Genomic DNA, 15,200 nt, shown 5'->3' with positions numbered 1-15,200 from the left:
AAAAGGGCGCCATTTCTGACGCCCTTTTTTCCAGATCTGGAAAGATACGCGTCAGCGTTTGCTGAACTGGTAGCGGCGACGTGCTTTCGCGCGGCCGTACTTCTTACGTTCAACCATACGTGAATCGCGGGTCAAGAGACCAGCTTTCTTCAAAACGGTACGCAATTCAGGGTCAAGATAGGTCAATGCGCGGCTGATACCGTGCTTAACGGCACCTGCTTGGCCTGAAAGACCACCGCCAGCAACCAATACTTCAACATCGTATTGGCCAGCGCGGTTTGAAACACCGAATGGCTGTTGCACAATCATCTGCAACACGGGGCGTGCGAAATATACCTTCACATCGCGGCCATTGATGGTGATCTTGCCTTTACCTGGCTTTACCCATGTACGAGCGGTTGCATCTTTGCGGCGGCCGGTTGCGTAAGCACGGCCTTTTGCATCAACGCGGATTTTGGCGATCTTGGCTGGCTCTTCCTTTTTGGGGCGGAGCGCTTCGATTTCAGTGATAGCTTTAATAGCAGCGGTCATTTAGCGATCCTCTTATTCTTGGGATTAGCAGCAGCAAAATTGTACACGGTTGGTTGTTGTGCTTCATGGGTATGCTTAGGACCCTTGAACAAACGCAAATTGGTCATTTGCTTACGGCCAAGTGGACCGCGTGGCAACATGCGTTCAACCGCCTTTTGAATGGCGCGCTCCGGGAAACGGCTGTTCAGGATGTAGCCCATGGTGCGCTCCTTGATACCGCCCGCATAACCGGTGTGGTAATAGAACACTTTCTTCTTCAGCTTATCACCAGTCAACTTCACCTTTTCAGCATTGATGATGATGACGTTATCGCCGCAATCAACGCTTGGAGAAAAAGTTGGTTTATTCTTGCCGCGCAAAATGGTTGCAACTTCAGCAGCAAGACGGCCCAGAACAACGCCGTCGGCGTCAATCAAGATCCACTTTTTTTGCGCAGGCGCGTCTTCAACGCGCATCGCAAAAGATTTCATATCGTTTATTTTCATATGTTTACACCTGTGTTTTAAAACGTGCAGTGTTTATAGGGGATAATTGCGGCTCACGTCAATAAAAACATGCATTTTTAGTGTGTGGTAATATAATACCGCACACTGTGATGCTTTTATTGGGTTATTATAGCGCTGCGGTTAAACGTGGCGGTCTTGTTTATGAATTTTAATGGTCGCATAGCCGCCGCGCTTCGGGTCAAACGAAACCGTGCAACGTGTGCCGACTTTGGCAATTTCTGCGCCCGCTTCCTGAATCATGCGGTGCAAAACAGCAAGCCCGCCAAATGGGCGGCCATTTTCACATAAATCTGTGGGTCTATCGAATTTGATTGAAATAGCATTGCGTCTTTCACCAACTGCGACGCGTGCATTTGCACCTACTTCATCAAACGGAACAATATGCTCTTCCAATACAACTTCGCCCTCTACAACATTCATTGATAAGCCCCATAAAAATGTGTTTGCAGAAGAAGAATATCACAAAAAAATGAAAGTATTCGCAAGCTTCACTTCATCGATGACGTTAACCACGTGCGGTAAGCATCGTTAACTTCACTGACGTTTAACGCAACAATACACGGCGTTTCATAGGAATGCAGCGAAAGCACAGCCGCCTCCACTGCTTTGAATTTATCATGGGTGGTTTTTAAAATAAGCACCGCTTCGTCATCGCTGCGCATGTGCCCTTCCCATGTGTAAACCGATTTCATCGCGGGGAATATGTTGGCGCAGGCTGCCAATTTATTCTCCACAACTGCACGGGCAATGCTTTCTGCCTCGCTGGCATCTTTGCAGGTTACATAAATGAAGATGATGCTGGATGTATTATCAGACATTTACGGCTTATGTATTAGGTCTTATTGTAGTCGTTATTCTAATCTATCATACGTGTTCAGGCCAGAACTCTTCTCGGAGAAACCTCATGAAAAATGCTCTTCTGATTACAGCATTACTGATTGCATGCGGGGGCATATCTGGTTGCACACAGCAGCCATCTGCGATTGATTGGGTGGATATGTGTTCACGCCAGAACGCAAAGTTTTCTGATATTGCCGCATGCGCCAAACAAAATCGCACTGCAAGCTGTATCCAAAGCGGCTATTGCTCCACCGATGATGATGCGATCATCGCCTATGCCGATAGCCTTGCGGCATCTGTGAAGAAACGCAACCTGAGTGATGAAGAAGCCAAACGCAAATGGCTGGATTTCCGGTTTAACCGCAAAGAAGCGCAACAAAGCCGGATGTTACAAGAACGCGCTATCATGGAAGCGCAGCGCCCCATCACCTGCACCCGCAACGGGCCCTATACGCATTGTTTTTGAAATAAATGGTCGGAACGACAGGATTTGAACCTGCGACCCCAAGTCCCCCAGACTTGTGCGCTACCAGGCTGCGCCACGTTCCGAATTGGTAAGGCTTTTTAGTTAAGCGAGGGTTGTTATAGCCAAAAGAACGGGTTCTGGCAAATGGCTTACAAAATCAATTAAATTCGCATGTCCCAGCGAAAGCTGGGACCCAGTTATTTCCATAATAATACTGGACGCCAGCTTACGCTGGCGCATGCCAGACTAGGCGGTAATCCCGACATTCAGCATATCGCGCAGCGCCATCATCTCCGCCAAAATACCCAGCAATTCCTTTTTCTTTTCGGCTGAAATGGCGGGAACTTCCGCTTCTTCCGCATCAAGGCGTTTAACCGGCCCTTCATCATCGCCATCATCTTGACTGAAATCTTCTTCTTCGAATACTTCAAAAGACGCTTCAACGCTGGCTTCAACAGCTGGCGCAGCTGCTGCCACAACTGGCTCAACCACGGGTAATGATAACATCGGCAACCCTTCCACGACTGGCGGTTGCAAATCGAATTCCAGCGCTTGAGCTGCGGGTTGTGCCATTACAGCCTTGGCATCTTCCACCATATCATCTGCCATATCATCCAAGCTTGGCGCGGCAGGATTGATGATGCGAATAGGTTCGATGGGTGATGCGATTTCCTGATGGATTTGCGTTACCGCAAACAGGCTTTTTTCCATCTGGTCGGTGGATGTGTTTTGATCTTCCTCGATACGAACTGTGCTTTGTTCAAATGCGTCGCCGAATTGAATTTCGCCCGCACGTTCCGCAATCTGCCCGCCAATGGAGCCATAAGCCATGGCAAGCGCCGATGGCGCAGCCGATGCGGCTTGCAGGAATGATGTAATCGAAAGCGGCGCTGCCGCCTGCAATGCTTGCTCAAACGGGAAGTTTGGTATACCGGCACCCGCATTATTATATTGGGGGTTTGCATAAGGCACAAAGTTGGCAACGGCGGCGGCGCGTTTTTCTTTTAATAAACGCTGCACGCCCTTAATCGTATAACCCTGCTTATACAGATAGTTTTTGATGCGCTTTAAAAGTTCAATATCTTCGGGGCGATAATACCGGCGGCCACCCCCGCGCTTTAACGGACGGATCTGGCCAAATTTGCTTTCCCAAAAACACAGCACATGCTGCGGCACATCGATCTCTTCGGATACTTCGCTGATGGTGCGAAACGCGTGAGAAGATTTTCGTTCAGAATGTTCGTGACCATCATGGACAACATCACCGAAATCGGTGGATGCTTCGTGTGCTGATGATGACAGATCCATTGAACGACCTCCTTGATTTCTTATTTTTTAATTTTTTTAGGCTTTGGTTTCTGTGTTTTTCTGATTGATGCGGTCTTTCAAAACATGCGATGCGCGGAACACCAATACGCGGCGTGGCTTGATGGGCACTTCTTCCCCTGTCTTGGGGTTGCGACCAACACGTTCGTTTTTCTGGCGAACAGCAAACGTGCCAAAGGATGACAGCTTCACCGTATCATCGGCGATGAGCGCAAGGCTGATTTCCTCAAGAACGGTTTCCACCAGCACAGCGGATTCATTGCGCGACAGGCCAACTTCCTGATACACAGACTCGCTTAAATCCGCGCGCGTTATGGTTCGTTCTGTTTGATGTTCGGTCATATCAGCACCTCTCGATTCAGGTATATTTATCAAGATGGTAAACTGATTTGGGTGATTTGGAGAAGAAAAAAACGCGGCTCGGCTAAACCCTAGGATTTACCAGCGGAGCAGCACGGCGCCCCATGTGAATCCCCCGCCCAAGGCTTCCAAAACCATGAGCTGCCCCGGCTTGAACTTGCCCGCCGATACTGCGCTGGCAATCGCCAGGGGGATGGATGCGGCGGAGGTATTGCCGTGTTTATCAACGGTCACAATAACCTTTTCCATCGGCATAGAAAGTTTCTCGGCAGTAGCGTTCAGAATACGCAAATTGGCTTGGTGCGGCACCAGCCAATCAAGGTCGGCAATCGACATATTATTTGAACCAAGCGCATGCAGCACCACATCGGCCATATGGTCAACCGCATGGCGGAACACTTCGCGGCCCTGCATTTTTATGCTGCCAACATTTTTGCTGGTGGATGGACCGCCATTCACATACAGCAAATCATGCTGACGCCCATCAGAGAACAAGTGGGATGATAAAATACCGCGATCATTCATATCGCCCTTGCCGCTTTCGGCCTGCAGCACTACCGCGCCCGCGCCATCGCCAAACAGAATACAGGTGGTGCGATCATTCCAATCGAGCAAACGGCTCATGGTTTCCGCGCCAATCACCAGCGCCTTGCGGATTAGCCCGCCTTTGATCATCTGGTCGGCAACGGTGAGCGCATAAATGAAGCCGGAGCATACCGCCTGTACGTCGAATGCAAAGCCGCGCGTCATACCCAAATTCATTTGCACGCGCGTGGCGGTGGCAGGAAATGTTTCATCAGGCGTTGTGGTGGCAACAATAATGGCATCAATTGCATCAATACCAAGCCCTGCATGGGTCAATGCGGCCTGCGCAGCTTTGGTTGCAAGGTCAGATGTTTTTTCGCCTTCGGCGGCGACATGGCGCTGTTTGATACCGGTGCGCTGGGTAATCCATTCATCATTGGTTTCAACGCGCGCTGCGATTTCCGCATTGGTCAGAATTTTTTCAGGAAGCGCGGAACCAACACCTTTGATAACTGAACGCAACACAGTCATGGGAGTATTTCACCTTCAATGGCTTTGGGCGCAGCATTTGCACCGCTGTTTGGAAGCGCGCCGTAAAGTTTTGCAAATTCGTCTTTAATGCGTTCGTTCAGGCCTTCTTCAATCAATTGTGCAGCAACGAGTACGGAGTTGGTAAAGCCGCGCGCATCGGTTCCGCCGTGGCTTTTTACGCACACGCCCTGCAACCCGACCAGCATCGCGCCGTTATAAGCGCGGGGATCCATGCGTGCTTTCATTTGCATGAATGCACCTCGGGCCAACAACGCGCCCAGTTTGGCAAGCAGCGAAGACTGTAATGCTTCCTTTAAAAAGTTCGAGCAAAGCTTGGCTGTGCCTTCAATCGTTTTCAATGTGATGTTACCGGTAAACCCATCGGTCACCACCACGTCCACATCACCATGTGGGATTTGATCGGCTTCAATATAGCCGATGAATTTTCCATGCAGCGGCGTTTCACGTAAAATGGCGGCAGCAGCGCGCAATTCATCATGCCCCTTCATTTCTTCACTGCCAATGTTCAAAAGGCCTACGCGCGGCGTTTGAATACGCAAGGCTGCACGTGCATACAGCGTGCCCATAATTGCAAATTGTACAAGGTTATCCGCGTCGCATTCCAAATTCGCGCCCATGTCCAACATCACACTTCGGCCAGTCATGGTTGGCACGGTTGAAACAATTGCGGGGCGATCAATACCAGGAAGCGAACCCAGCACAAGGCGCGCCAACGCCATCAATGCGCCGGTGTTACCTGCGCTCACGATACCTTGGGCTTGGCCGTCGGCCACCGCATTAATCGCAAGCCGCATGCTGGAATTGCGGCCCTGACGCAGCGCGGCAGATGGCTTCATATCGCCTGGAATAAAATCCGGTGTATGATGGAAAATAGCGTTTGCAAGGTTAGCATGACGCGCGATAAGCGGGCGCACGCGCGCTTCATCACCAAAGATGCGGAATTTGATATTGGGGTTGATAATCAGCGCTGCTGCGGCACCATCAATAACCGCATCGGGCGCTTTGTCCCCGCCCATAGCATCAAGCGCAATGATTGTCGGCTGAGGCATATATAATCCCGAATTGGGAGACCAACAGAAAACTTAAAACGTACTGCGAATTAGGCAGCAGCCTTATCCTGCTTGCTATTAACCTGACGGCTATCGTAATAGCCACATGAACCGCACACATGGTGTGGGCGTTTGATTTCACCGCAATTGGCGCATTCGGATGTGCCAACAGCTTTCAATGCGTGGTGCGAGCGGCGCATGTTGCGCACTGACTTGCTGGTTTTTCTCTTTGGAACTGCCATATCGGTAACCTTTACTGTTTAAAATCGTGATGTTTATTACCTAAGCAGCAGGGGAAAAGCAAGAACATCCTTCACTTGCGTCGATATTAACATTTTTATTAATAAATACACGGGTTTCTAATCAAACAAGCATGCCAAACCGTCAACAAAAAACTTGGTTTTTCACTGTTTTCACCATATTTGATGTGTTTCACGTGAAACATTTTTTATAAGCGATTGTTCTGCCAACGCTTTTCAAAAACAGCTACTTGTCTTTTTTATCATTCTTTTTGTCACGGAATTCCGCAAGCACCGCGAAGGGATTTATCGGCTTTTCCCCCACCCCCACCTTGGCATTTTTTGGAACTTCGAACGTAGCGCCGGGTTTGCGCGGATGCGGGTCTATCGCCAATGCCAGATGCTGCGCAGTCAATTCACCCAAATCAATATCGCCATTTGCGGAAATAGGTTCTGGCGAATTGTCATCATCAATGTCCATTTCATCCGCTTTTGGAATGGTATCAGGACGCGCATAATAGGCCGTAAATTCTTCTTCCACCAATGCTTCAAACGGTTCCAATGTTACAACGCAATCCTGCACAACATTAGCTTTAAAATGGCCCTTCACTTCTACCATTTCGCCGGAGTGAATGCGTTGCAAACGCAACTTTGCTTCAAGGCTTTTCAGCGCAACAAGCCCCATGCGTTTGGCTAATGCCTCCAGCTCTTCTTCATTCGCTTCGATGCGTTCATCCATTTCATGGCTGCGCAATTTATCAACGGGAAATAGCCGTGAAAATTCAACTTCGGGTTCATGCATAAAATGGGTTCCTTAAATCGCCTTAAACGAAATTTTGCCATCTAAGATATCTGGCGTGGGCTGCGCGGCGAGTATTTGCGCTTGTGCTTCAATATAGTCACGCATCATGTCCAGTTTGGCAAGATCTGTTGATGACGCACCATACAGGTTACGATCTAGCGCGCGGAGAATTTCTTTTTTATCGGCACTGTTTAGCGCAGCTTCATAGGCATTCATCCGGCCATAAAACCCTTCCATAAAATGTTTCATGCGTTTGACAACACCCACATCACCCACACCCATTTCGCGCAGCGTACGGTCTAAATCACTCACCATAAAATCCATCAGCGCTTGCTTAACTTCCTGCCCCTCGCCCTTTAAACGGCGCATCACCAGCAGCATATGCAGGATAAGGGATTCAAATCGTGTCTCGAAATCATCACTTAGACCAAAACGAATAAAAAAATCTTTTGAGCGCGCCTGCGCCATGATAGCGCCATAAAGCAACGCGATTTTATGCGCATCCGGTTCATTTTTCAGAAAGAGTTTGAAAAAGCTTTTCATAAGGGTATGTTCTACCAAAATCATATTGATGTTTTCCATGGTTATCTTTCAATTCCTTACCACTACTGCGGCCATCTTGATGCTGGGGTTAACCCTTGCATCATGCACCCCAACGGTTGCCAAGCGCGGCAACACGATTGAGGACGATCAATTGCAGCAAATCAAAATCGGTGAAAGCACCAGAGAAGATGTGGCCAAGGTTTTGGGAACGCCAACGCAAATGGCAACCTTTGATGACAAGACATGGTACTACATCGGCCAGCGCACCGAAAAAGAAGCCTTCTTTGATCCAGAGTTGAAGGAACAAAAAATCGTTACCGTTGAGTTTACGCCGGAAGGAAAAGTTTCATCCGTGAACAAATCCGGCGCGGAACTTGCGCGCAACATCGACCCTGTTTCGGGTAAGACACCCACCTATGGAAAAGACATCACCATCTTACAGCAATTGCTTGGCAATATTGGCCGCCCGAGCGTGCCCAAGGGTAAAGAAGGCAGATAATTTAGTTTTGATTTTTATTCCGCAACCATTTGTTCAGGTTCGCCGCGCTGCGCTATCCACGACTTTATGTCCTGAATAATTTTTGCCAAATCGCGCTTCAGTACTGCGAAATTTGCTGAACGCTCCAGCGTTTCTTCATCCATATAAAGTGCGCGGTTTATTTCCAGCTGGACGCTGTGAAATCCGGCACGCGGATGGCCGTAGCGATGCACAATTTCAACGCCCTTATAAGGGTCATTATGCGCAACCGAATATCCCAGACGCTTGATAGCATCGGTAAGAACATGGATAAATTCAGGTTCGGATGATGCGCCATCACGGTCACCCAAAATAAAATCCGGACGTGCCTTCACCGCCATATGTGACGGCATAGAATGACAATTGATATGCCACACAGCACCGAACTGGCTATGCACATCATTGATGAGTTTTTTGAGTAGCGCATGATATGGCGTATAGCATTCCTGCAAGCGCTTTTGAATTTCTTCGGCCGATAGTTTGTTGGCATAAACCGCCTGACCACGGCACAAATGACGGATAAGTCCATACCCTGCAAAGCTGCGTTCTGTTGGTTCCAGCGCAAAGGGTAGCGTGCCGGAAATCATCGTCGGATCCAAATCATCGATCGCGCGATTGACATCAATATAACTGCGCGTGAAATTTGCTTTCATGAGCGTTGCGCCAAGTGATGGCGCAAACGAAAATAATTCATCCACGTAGCTGTCTTCGGTTTGGCGCAGCCAGAATTGCGGAACAATATAATGAAAATCCTCAGGATACATGCTGCCGCTATGCGGGCTATCCAACACTAATGGCGCTGCACTGCTCTGCGGGATGCTTACATCTATCATCGCGTTGGATAACACATTGCGCATTATTTTGTTACCATACAGCCGGGGCTGTTACAGGTTGCATTTTTTACCATGAATGCACCGCATTTGGGGCACTGCACGGTATCCTGCACAGGAATTTGCGGATTAACCGGCTTTGTATCGGTCACGGCGGAAGAAAACGGCGCAGCCTTGGGTTTATCTTCGCGCGCCATGCGGCGCACGCCGCTGACCACAATTATTGCCAATATGCCAAAGATTATCCATTGCATGCGCGTATTCTAAAACCATATTGCGAAACTGTCACGCGCCTTATACCGTTTATTTATGAACGAGAGCGCTTCATCTTTTATAACCGTAGAAACACGGTATGGCAAATTCATGGTCAATCGCCATGATGTGTTTGTCGGCAAATCACTGATTCATTATGGCGAATACATTGAGCATGAGTGGCTGCTTATGCAGCGCTTCATCAATCTGGGCGATTGCGTTGTGGATGCCGGCGCAAATATTGGCGGGTTCTCACTCCCCATGGCACACAAGGTTGGAATTGCCGGAAAGGTTCACGCATTTGAGCCACAGCCCGTTTTAAATCACTGCCTTAAACAAAACGCCGCGATAAACAATCTAACCCAGCTTATCCCGCACATTGAGGGGCTGGGCGAAACAGCAGGCATGATTGAAACTGCCGTCCCCGATTATGACAAAGCCAATAACCTTGGCGCGTTTTCGTTTGATACGGTTGGTGATGATTTAAACATAAAGGTTATTACGCTGGATAGTTTGAACCTTCCCAAAATCTCATTCATCAAAATGGATATTGAAGGAATGGAACTTAGCGCATTAAAAGGCGCAGCCAAAACAATCGCGCGCGACCGGCCGGTGATGTATGTGGAAAACGACAAGATGGATGGCGCATCAGCCCTTATTCAATGGTTGCAAGGCCAACGCTATCGGTTGTGGTGGCATACCGCACGGCTGTTTAATCCGGATAACTACAATAAAGTTTCAGAAAATATTTTTCGCGGATTTCGCACCGTGAATATGATTTGTCTGCCGATGGAACGCATTGATTTATTGCCCCTTATCCCAACAGTATTAAAGCCAGTGATTGACGGGGAAGACACTCAGCGCATGCTGGATGGCACAATTGATAGTTATTGTTTTTAACTATCCCATAAATTATCTGCGACCACGTTTTTTTGGCTCGAACCGTTTGGATGCGCGCGGCACGGGAGCCGCAATACCCAGTTCCTTTGCTTCGAGCCGGTGAATTTCATCACGCAGACGCGCTGCTTCTTCAAATTCCAGATTACTTGCAGCTTCCATCATCTGCTCATTCAGCGCCTTTAAATGTGCCTTCATATTATTGCCCACCAGCGCGCCCTCTTCCACGCTAGTATCCACGCTTAAATAATCGCGCTCATAGGCGGAATGTAGAATATCACCGATTTGCTTCTTGATGGTTTCAGGCGTGATGTTATGCGCAATATTATATTCTTTTTGCTTATCGCGGCGGCGATTGGTTTCATCAATCGCAGCTTGCATACTTTTGGTGATACTATCTGCATATAAAATCGCGCGTCCATCCACATTACGTGCCGCGCGGCCAATGGTTTGAATAAGCGATGTACGGGAACGCAAATACCCTTCTTTATCCGCATCCAAAATAGCGACCAAACCGCATTCCGGAATATCAAGACCTTCGCGCAGCAAGTTAATGCCAATCAGAATGTCATATACCCCCAAGCGCAAATCACGAATGATTTCGATGCGCTCCAGCGTTTCAACATCGCTGTGGATGTAGCACACCTTTAATCCCGCATCGCCCATATATTCGGTAAGTGCTTCCGCCATTTTTTTGGTAAGCGTGGTAACCAGAACGCGCAAACCCTTTTCAACCACGCGGCGGCATTCGGCCAATAAATCATCCACCTGATGTTCGGTTGGACGAATAATAACGGGAGGGTCAGTCAGCCCGGTGGGGCGTACAATTTGCTCTGTGAACACACCGCCTGTTTGATTAAGTTCCCAAGGGCCGGGCGTTGCAGACACATAAATGGTTTGCGGACGAAATGCCTCCCATTCCTCGAACTTCAATGGCCGGTTATCAATACACGATGGCAAGCGAAAACCGAATTCCGCCAGCGTGGATTTACGCGCATAGTCGCCCTTATACATTGCGGAGAGCTGAGGAACCATGACGTGGCTTTCATCCAAAATCAGCAACGCATTTTTTGGAAGATATTCAAACAGGGTTGGCGGCGCTTCGCCGGGTTTGCGGCCCGTTAAATAGCGCGAATAGTTTTCGATACCCGCGCAGCTTCCCGTCGCTAGCATCATTTCCACATCAAACTGGGTGCGCTCGCCAATGCGTTGCGCTTCGATCAACTTGCCAGCCTGTGTAAATGCCTCCACCTGCTCTTTCGCATCCCGTTTGATTTGGGCAATTGCCTGATTAATCGTGGGTTTTGGTGTTACGTAGTGGCTGTTAGCATAAAGCTTGACCAAATCGAGTGCGGCGATTTTTTCGCCGGTGAGCGGGTCAACTTCCGTGATACTTTCCAACTCATCACCAAAGAACGACAATCGCCATGCGCGGTCTTCCAAATGCGATGGGAATATTTCAACAATATCACCGCGCACACGGAAGAAGCCGCGACCAAAACTGTCATCGTTGCGCTTATAATGCATTTCAACAAGGTGCCGAAGCACATCATCACGCGACTTTGCCTCGCCCTTTTGCAATACCAGCGTCATGTTGCTATAGGATTCAACCGAGCCAATACCGTAAATACAAGATACCGATGCAACGATAATCACATCATCACGTTCCAGCAGCGCGCGCGTGGCCGAATGGCGCATACGGTCAATCTGTTCATTCACGCTCGATTCTTTTTCAATATAGGTATCGGTGCGCGGGACATAGGCTTCGGGCTGATAGTAGTCGTAATAGGACACAAAGTATTCAACCGCGTTATTCGGGAAGAATGATTTCATCTCCCCGTAAAGCTGGGCCGCAAGTGTTTTGTTGGGGGCAAGAATGAGCGTGGGGCGCTGCACCTGCTGAATGACATGCGCAATCGTGAATGTTTTTCCTGAACCGGTAACGCCCAATAATACCTGGTCACGCGTTTCAGCGCTCAAGCCTTCCAATAGCTCCGCGATTGCCTGCGGTTGGTCACCTGCCGGCGTGTAATCCGAGACCAGCTCGAACTTCTTGCCGCTTTCGGGGCGGAATTCCGGCCGGATTACGTCAGCCATGATAGGAAAAGCGGTTGGATTGGACATAAGGCAGTTTACCTTTATGAAATAGCTCTTGCAGCAATTTTATTAGGCTTCATATTGGTGGGACTGGTTGATTTCTCAAGTGTTTTCCCGAAAGTTTTAAGGCCCATGTCCACTCTTGTACGTATTGCTCCCTCCCCCACTGGATTTTTGCATGTAGGAAATGTACGCACCGCGCTCATGAACTGGCTGTTCACGCGTAAGCAAGGCGGCAAATTCATGCTACGGTTGGATGACACGGATATGGAGCGTTCAACGCAGGCTTTTGCCGATGCAATTGAACGCGATTTCAAATGGCTGGGCTTAAGCTGGGATTTATTCGCCAAACAATCGGACCGCTTTGCGCGCTATAACGAAGTGTTAGAACAGTTCAAGGCAGCGGGCCGTGCCTATCCATGTTTTGAAAATCAGGAAGAATTGGCGCTCAAGCGCAAATCGCAACTCAGCCGCGGGATGCCGCCGATTTATAACCGCGACGCATTAAAACTGACCAAAGAAGAAATCGCTGCAAAGATTGCCGCAGGCCAGAAACCCCATTGGCGCTTTAAGTTAAATGATACACCCGTTGTGTGGGATGATTTGGTGCAAGGCCATAAATCCTTTGCGGGCGGCGCACTCAGCGACCCCGTTTTGGTGCGCGAAGATGGCGTGCCGCTTTATACCTTCTGTTCAGTAGTTGACGATGCGGATATGAAAATCACCCACGTTATTCGCGGCGAAGATCACGTGGCGAATACCGCCGTGCAAATCCAGATTTGGGAAGCGATGAACGCGCCTGTTCCTACCTTCGCGCATTTGCCGCTTATTACCCTCGCCAGCGGTGAAGAGCTTTCCAAACGTCTGGGTAGTATGAGTGTTGCGGGTCTGCGTGACGAAATGGGCGTTGAGCCCTTGGCGATTGCCAGCCTTCTTGCCAAAACCGGAACATCGGATCCAATTGAAGCAGCCAATAGCATGGATGAATTGGTGAATAGCTTCGATTTCAAGAAAATTGGCCGCTCGCCCCCAAAATTTGATACCAAGGATTTGATGCGGATTAACGCACGCATTATTCATCATATGAGTTATGCGCAGGCTGCGCCGCGTCTTGCCGCAATGGGGTTAAGTGCAGTTGATGAAACATTCTGGAACGCGGTTCACCAGAATATGACCCAGTTCAACGAGATTAAAAACTGGTGGCAGATTACGAATGAAAAACTTAGCCCTAAAATTGAAGATGCGGAATTTATCAAGCAAGCTGCTGCATTATTGCCCGCCGCGCCATGGGATGAAACCACATGGGGCACATGGACCAAAGCATTAGGTGCGGCAACAGGGCGTTCAGGCAAACAATTATTCATGCCGCTGCGCCTTGCGCTAACAGGACAAGAACACGGGCCTGAAATGAAGATGATGTTGCCGTTGATTGGCGAAGTACGCGCAAAGGCTCGTCTTGCTGGACAGACCGCATAAAGGTTTCGAAATGCAGCTTTATAATACTCTTACCCGTACAAAAGAAAACTTCACGCCATTGGATGCAAAGAATGTGCGCATGTATGTGTGCGGACCAACGGTGTATGACTTCGCACATCTTGGCAATGCACGGCCTGTGGTGGTGTTTGATACGCTGTACCGCATATTGAAATCGCATTATCCGAAGGTCACATACGTTCGCAACATCACGGATGTGGACGATAAGATCATGGCAAAAGCCAAAGAAACCGGCGAGCCGATTGATAGCATCACAACGCGTACAACCAAAGCGTATCATGATGATATGGCTGCACTGCTAGCGCTGCCGCCGGATATTGAACCGCGTGCTACTGCGCACATTCCGCATATGCTCGCGCTGATTGCTAGGCTAATTGAAAAAGGCCATGCCTACGCAGTAGATGGTCATGTATTATTCAATGTGCCATCGATGCCAAATTACGGCGAGTTATCACGCCGTTCACGCGATGAATTGATTGCAGGCGCACGCGTAGAAGTTGCGCCATATAAGAAAGACGCAGCTGACTTTGTATTATGGAAACCATCGGCTCCTGACCAAGTGGGATGGGATAGCCCCTATGGCCGTGGCCGGCCCGGTTGGCATATTGAATGCTCCGCGATGGCAAAGGAACATTTGGGGGAAACATTTGATATTCACGGCGGGGGATTGGATTTAATCTTCCCGCACCATGAAAACGAAATCGCGCAAAGCCGCTGCGCGCACAATGATGCCCCGCTGGCAAAACTGTGGATGCATAATGGGTTCCTGACCATCAACAATGATAAAATGAGCAAATCATTAGGGAATTTCTTCACGGTTCGCGATTTGCTTTCGATCGCGCCCGGGGAAGCATTACGGCTTGCGCTGCTTACCGCGCATTACCGCCAGCCGCTGGATTTCAGCGAAGATGCATTAAAGAAAGCCAAGCATACACTGGATGGATGGTACGGCGCATTGCGCAACAGCAAGGACATTCCGGTTGATAAAACCATTCCTGCCCCTGCTGCATTCACACAAGCCATGGATGATGATTTGAATACGCCGCAGGCATTCGCTATTTTGCATGATTTGGTATCGCAGCTCAATAAAACGCCGGATACAAAAACCAAATCGGCTTTCGTGAATGCCGCAAACCTCATCGGGTTCCTGACCCAGGATGCTGAAAGCTGGATGCGCGGGCCAAGCGCTGGCGGGATGGATGAGCAAAAAATCATCGCCCTTATTGCAGCACGCAAGGATGCAAAGGCCGCCAAGAACTTTGCCGAGGCTGACCGCATCCGCAAAGAATTGCTGGATAGCGGCATTATTCTTGAAGATAAAGCCAATGAAACGCTGTGGAGGCGTGTATAAACACGCTTGAATCCCACTAGTAT

At 49.1% G+C, this 15,200-nt stretch carries 18 protein-coding genes, 1 tRNA gene and 1 pseudogene; 5 read left to right on the top strand and 15 right to left on the bottom strand.

Going from position 1 to position 15,200, the window contains the following annotated elements:
• Positions 1 to 51 precede the first annotated feature (51 nt).
• From rpsI to cutA, 4 genes are all read right to left on the bottom strand, one after another.
• Positions 52 to 531, bottom strand: a complete 480-nt coding sequence (gene rpsI, locus SFW65_01860; GenBank protein MDX1921861.1) for a 30S ribosomal protein S9 — start codon at positions 529 to 531, stop codon at positions 52 to 54.
• Entirely contained in the window at positions 528 to 1,001 is a 474-nt protein-coding gene (gene rplM, locus SFW65_01855; protein ID MDX1921860.1) for a 50S ribosomal protein L13, read from the bottom strand. Before rplM ends, rpsI begins: the two co-directional genes overlap by 4 nt.
• Positions 1,002 to 1,157: 156 nt before the next feature.
• On the bottom strand, positions 1,158 to 1,457 hold the full coding sequence (locus SFW65_01850; protein ID MDX1921859.1) for a hypothetical protein: 300 nt from the start codon (positions 1,455 to 1,457) through the stop codon (positions 1,158 to 1,160).
• A 68-nt stretch (positions 1,458 to 1,525) separates the two neighbouring features.
• Complete coding sequence (cutA, locus tag SFW65_01845; GenBank protein MDX1921858.1) at positions 1,526 to 1,855, bottom strand: divalent-cation tolerance protein CutA; 330 nt, start codon at positions 1,853 to 1,855, stop codon at positions 1,526 to 1,528.
• Between the two features lie 86 nt (positions 1,856 to 1,941).
• On the opposite strand from cutA, the gene SFW65_01840 reads away from it, so the two are divergent.
• Positions 1,942 to 2,343, top strand: coding sequence for a hypothetical protein (locus tag SFW65_01840; GenBank protein MDX1921857.1), 402 nt, complete (start codon positions 1,942 to 1,944; stop codon positions 2,341 to 2,343).
• Between the two features lie 6 nt (positions 2,344 to 2,349).
• On the opposite strand, the gene SFW65_01835 is transcribed toward SFW65_01840, so the two are convergent.
• The 8 genes and pseudogenes from SFW65_01835 to SFW65_01800 form a co-directional block, all read right to left on the bottom strand.
• Positions 2,350 to 2,426: transfer RNA gene (locus tag SFW65_01835), tRNA-Pro, on the bottom strand.
• A gap of 916 nt (positions 2,427 to 3,342) precedes the next feature.
• Positions 3,343 to 3,651, bottom strand: a pseudogene (locus tag SFW65_01830) (MerR family transcriptional regulator).
• A gap of 36 nt (positions 3,652 to 3,687) precedes the next feature.
• Positions 3,688 to 4,011, bottom strand: a complete 324-nt coding sequence (locus SFW65_01825) for an integration host factor subunit alpha (protein ID MDX1921856.1) — start codon at positions 4,009 to 4,011, stop codon at positions 3,688 to 3,690.
• 96 nt (positions 4,012 to 4,107) lie between these two features.
• Entirely contained in the window at positions 4,108 to 5,085 is a 978-nt protein-coding gene (locus tag SFW65_01820; GenBank protein ID MDX1921855.1) for a beta-ketoacyl-ACP synthase III, read from the bottom strand.
• Complete coding sequence (plsX, locus tag SFW65_01815) at positions 5,082 to 6,155, bottom strand: phosphate acyltransferase PlsX (GenBank protein ID MDX1921854.1); 1,074 nt, start codon at positions 6,153 to 6,155, stop codon at positions 5,082 to 5,084. The genes SFW65_01820 and plsX overlap by 4 nt, the downstream gene beginning before the upstream one ends.
• 50 nt (positions 6,156 to 6,205) lie before the next feature.
• On the bottom strand, positions 6,206 to 6,397 hold the full coding sequence (gene rpmF / locus SFW65_01810; protein ID MDX1921853.1) for a 50S ribosomal protein L32: 192 nt from the start codon (positions 6,395 to 6,397) through the stop codon (positions 6,206 to 6,208).
• Positions 6,398 to 6,641: 244 nt separating this feature from the next.
• Positions 6,642 to 7,196, bottom strand: coding sequence for a DUF177 domain-containing protein (locus SFW65_01805; GenBank protein ID MDX1921852.1), 555 nt, complete (start codon positions 7,194 to 7,196; stop codon positions 6,642 to 6,644).
• A 12-nt stretch (positions 7,197 to 7,208) separates the two neighbouring features.
• Positions 7,209 to 7,778: a ubiquinol-cytochrome C chaperone family protein gene (locus SFW65_01800; GenBank protein MDX1921851.1), complete on the bottom strand. Its 570-nt coding sequence runs from the start codon at positions 7,776 to 7,778 to the stop codon at positions 7,209 to 7,211.
• Here SFW65_01800 and bamE point away from each other — a divergent pair.
• Positions 7,777 to 8,238 carry an outer membrane protein assembly factor BamE gene (gene bamE, locus SFW65_01795; protein ID MDX1921850.1) on the top strand — a complete coding sequence of 154 codons (462 nt, stop codon included), beginning with the start codon at positions 7,777 to 7,779 and terminating at the stop codon, positions 8,236 to 8,238. The two genes, SFW65_01800 and bamE, sit on opposite strands and share 2 nt — an antisense overlap.
• Positions 8,239 to 8,252: 14 nt before the next feature.
• Here bamE and SFW65_01790 read toward each other — a convergent pair whose 3' ends face one another.
• Both SFW65_01790 and SFW65_01785 read right to left on the bottom strand, forming a co-directional pair.
• Positions 8,253 to 9,113: an N-formylglutamate amidohydrolase gene (locus tag SFW65_01790; GenBank protein MDX1921849.1), complete on the bottom strand. Its 861-nt coding sequence runs from the start codon at positions 9,111 to 9,113 to the stop codon at positions 8,253 to 8,255.
• On the bottom strand, positions 9,113 to 9,340 hold the full coding sequence (locus tag SFW65_01785) for a hypothetical protein (protein MDX1921848.1): 228 nt from the start codon (positions 9,338 to 9,340) through the stop codon (positions 9,113 to 9,115). The genes SFW65_01790 and SFW65_01785 overlap by 1 nt, the downstream gene beginning before the upstream one ends.
• A 55-nt stretch (positions 9,341 to 9,395) precedes the next feature.
• Between SFW65_01785 and SFW65_01780 the strand changes: the two genes are divergently transcribed.
• The gene (locus SFW65_01780) at positions 9,396 to 10,238 is read left to right on the top strand and encodes an FkbM family methyltransferase (protein MDX1921847.1); all 843 of its coding nucleotides are present in this window, start codon (positions 9,396 to 9,398) and stop codon (positions 10,236 to 10,238) included.
• A 12-nt stretch (positions 10,239 to 10,250) separates the two neighbouring features.
• On the opposite strand, the gene uvrB is transcribed toward SFW65_01780, so the two are convergent.
• Entirely contained in the window at positions 10,251 to 12,332 is a 2,082-nt protein-coding gene (gene uvrB, locus SFW65_01775) for an excinuclease ABC subunit UvrB (protein MDX1921846.1), read from the bottom strand.
• A gap of 132 nt (positions 12,333 to 12,464) precedes the next feature.
• Between uvrB and gltX the strand changes: the two genes are divergently transcribed.
• Together gltX and cysS are read left to right on the top strand one after the other, a co-directional pair.
• A complete protein-coding gene (gene gltX, locus SFW65_01770; GenBank protein ID MDX1921845.1) occupies positions 12,465 to 13,808 on the top strand; it encodes a glutamate--tRNA ligase in 1,344 nt (447 codons plus the stop codon).
• Between the two features lie 10 nt (positions 13,809 to 13,818).
• On the top strand, positions 13,819 to 15,177 hold the full coding sequence (cysS, locus tag SFW65_01765) for a cysteine--tRNA ligase (protein ID MDX1921844.1): 1,359 nt from the start codon (positions 13,819 to 13,821) through the stop codon (positions 15,175 to 15,177).
• Positions 15,178 to 15,200 lie beyond the last annotated feature (23 nt).

It is taken from the genome of Alphaproteobacteria bacterium, from assembly GCA_033762625.1.
Classification (GTDB): Bacteria; Pseudomonadota; Alphaproteobacteria; order UBA9219; family RGZA01; genus RGZA01.
The sequence above is the reverse complement of the archived record's forward strand: the minus strand, read 5'-3'. Positions and strand labels throughout refer to the sequence as shown.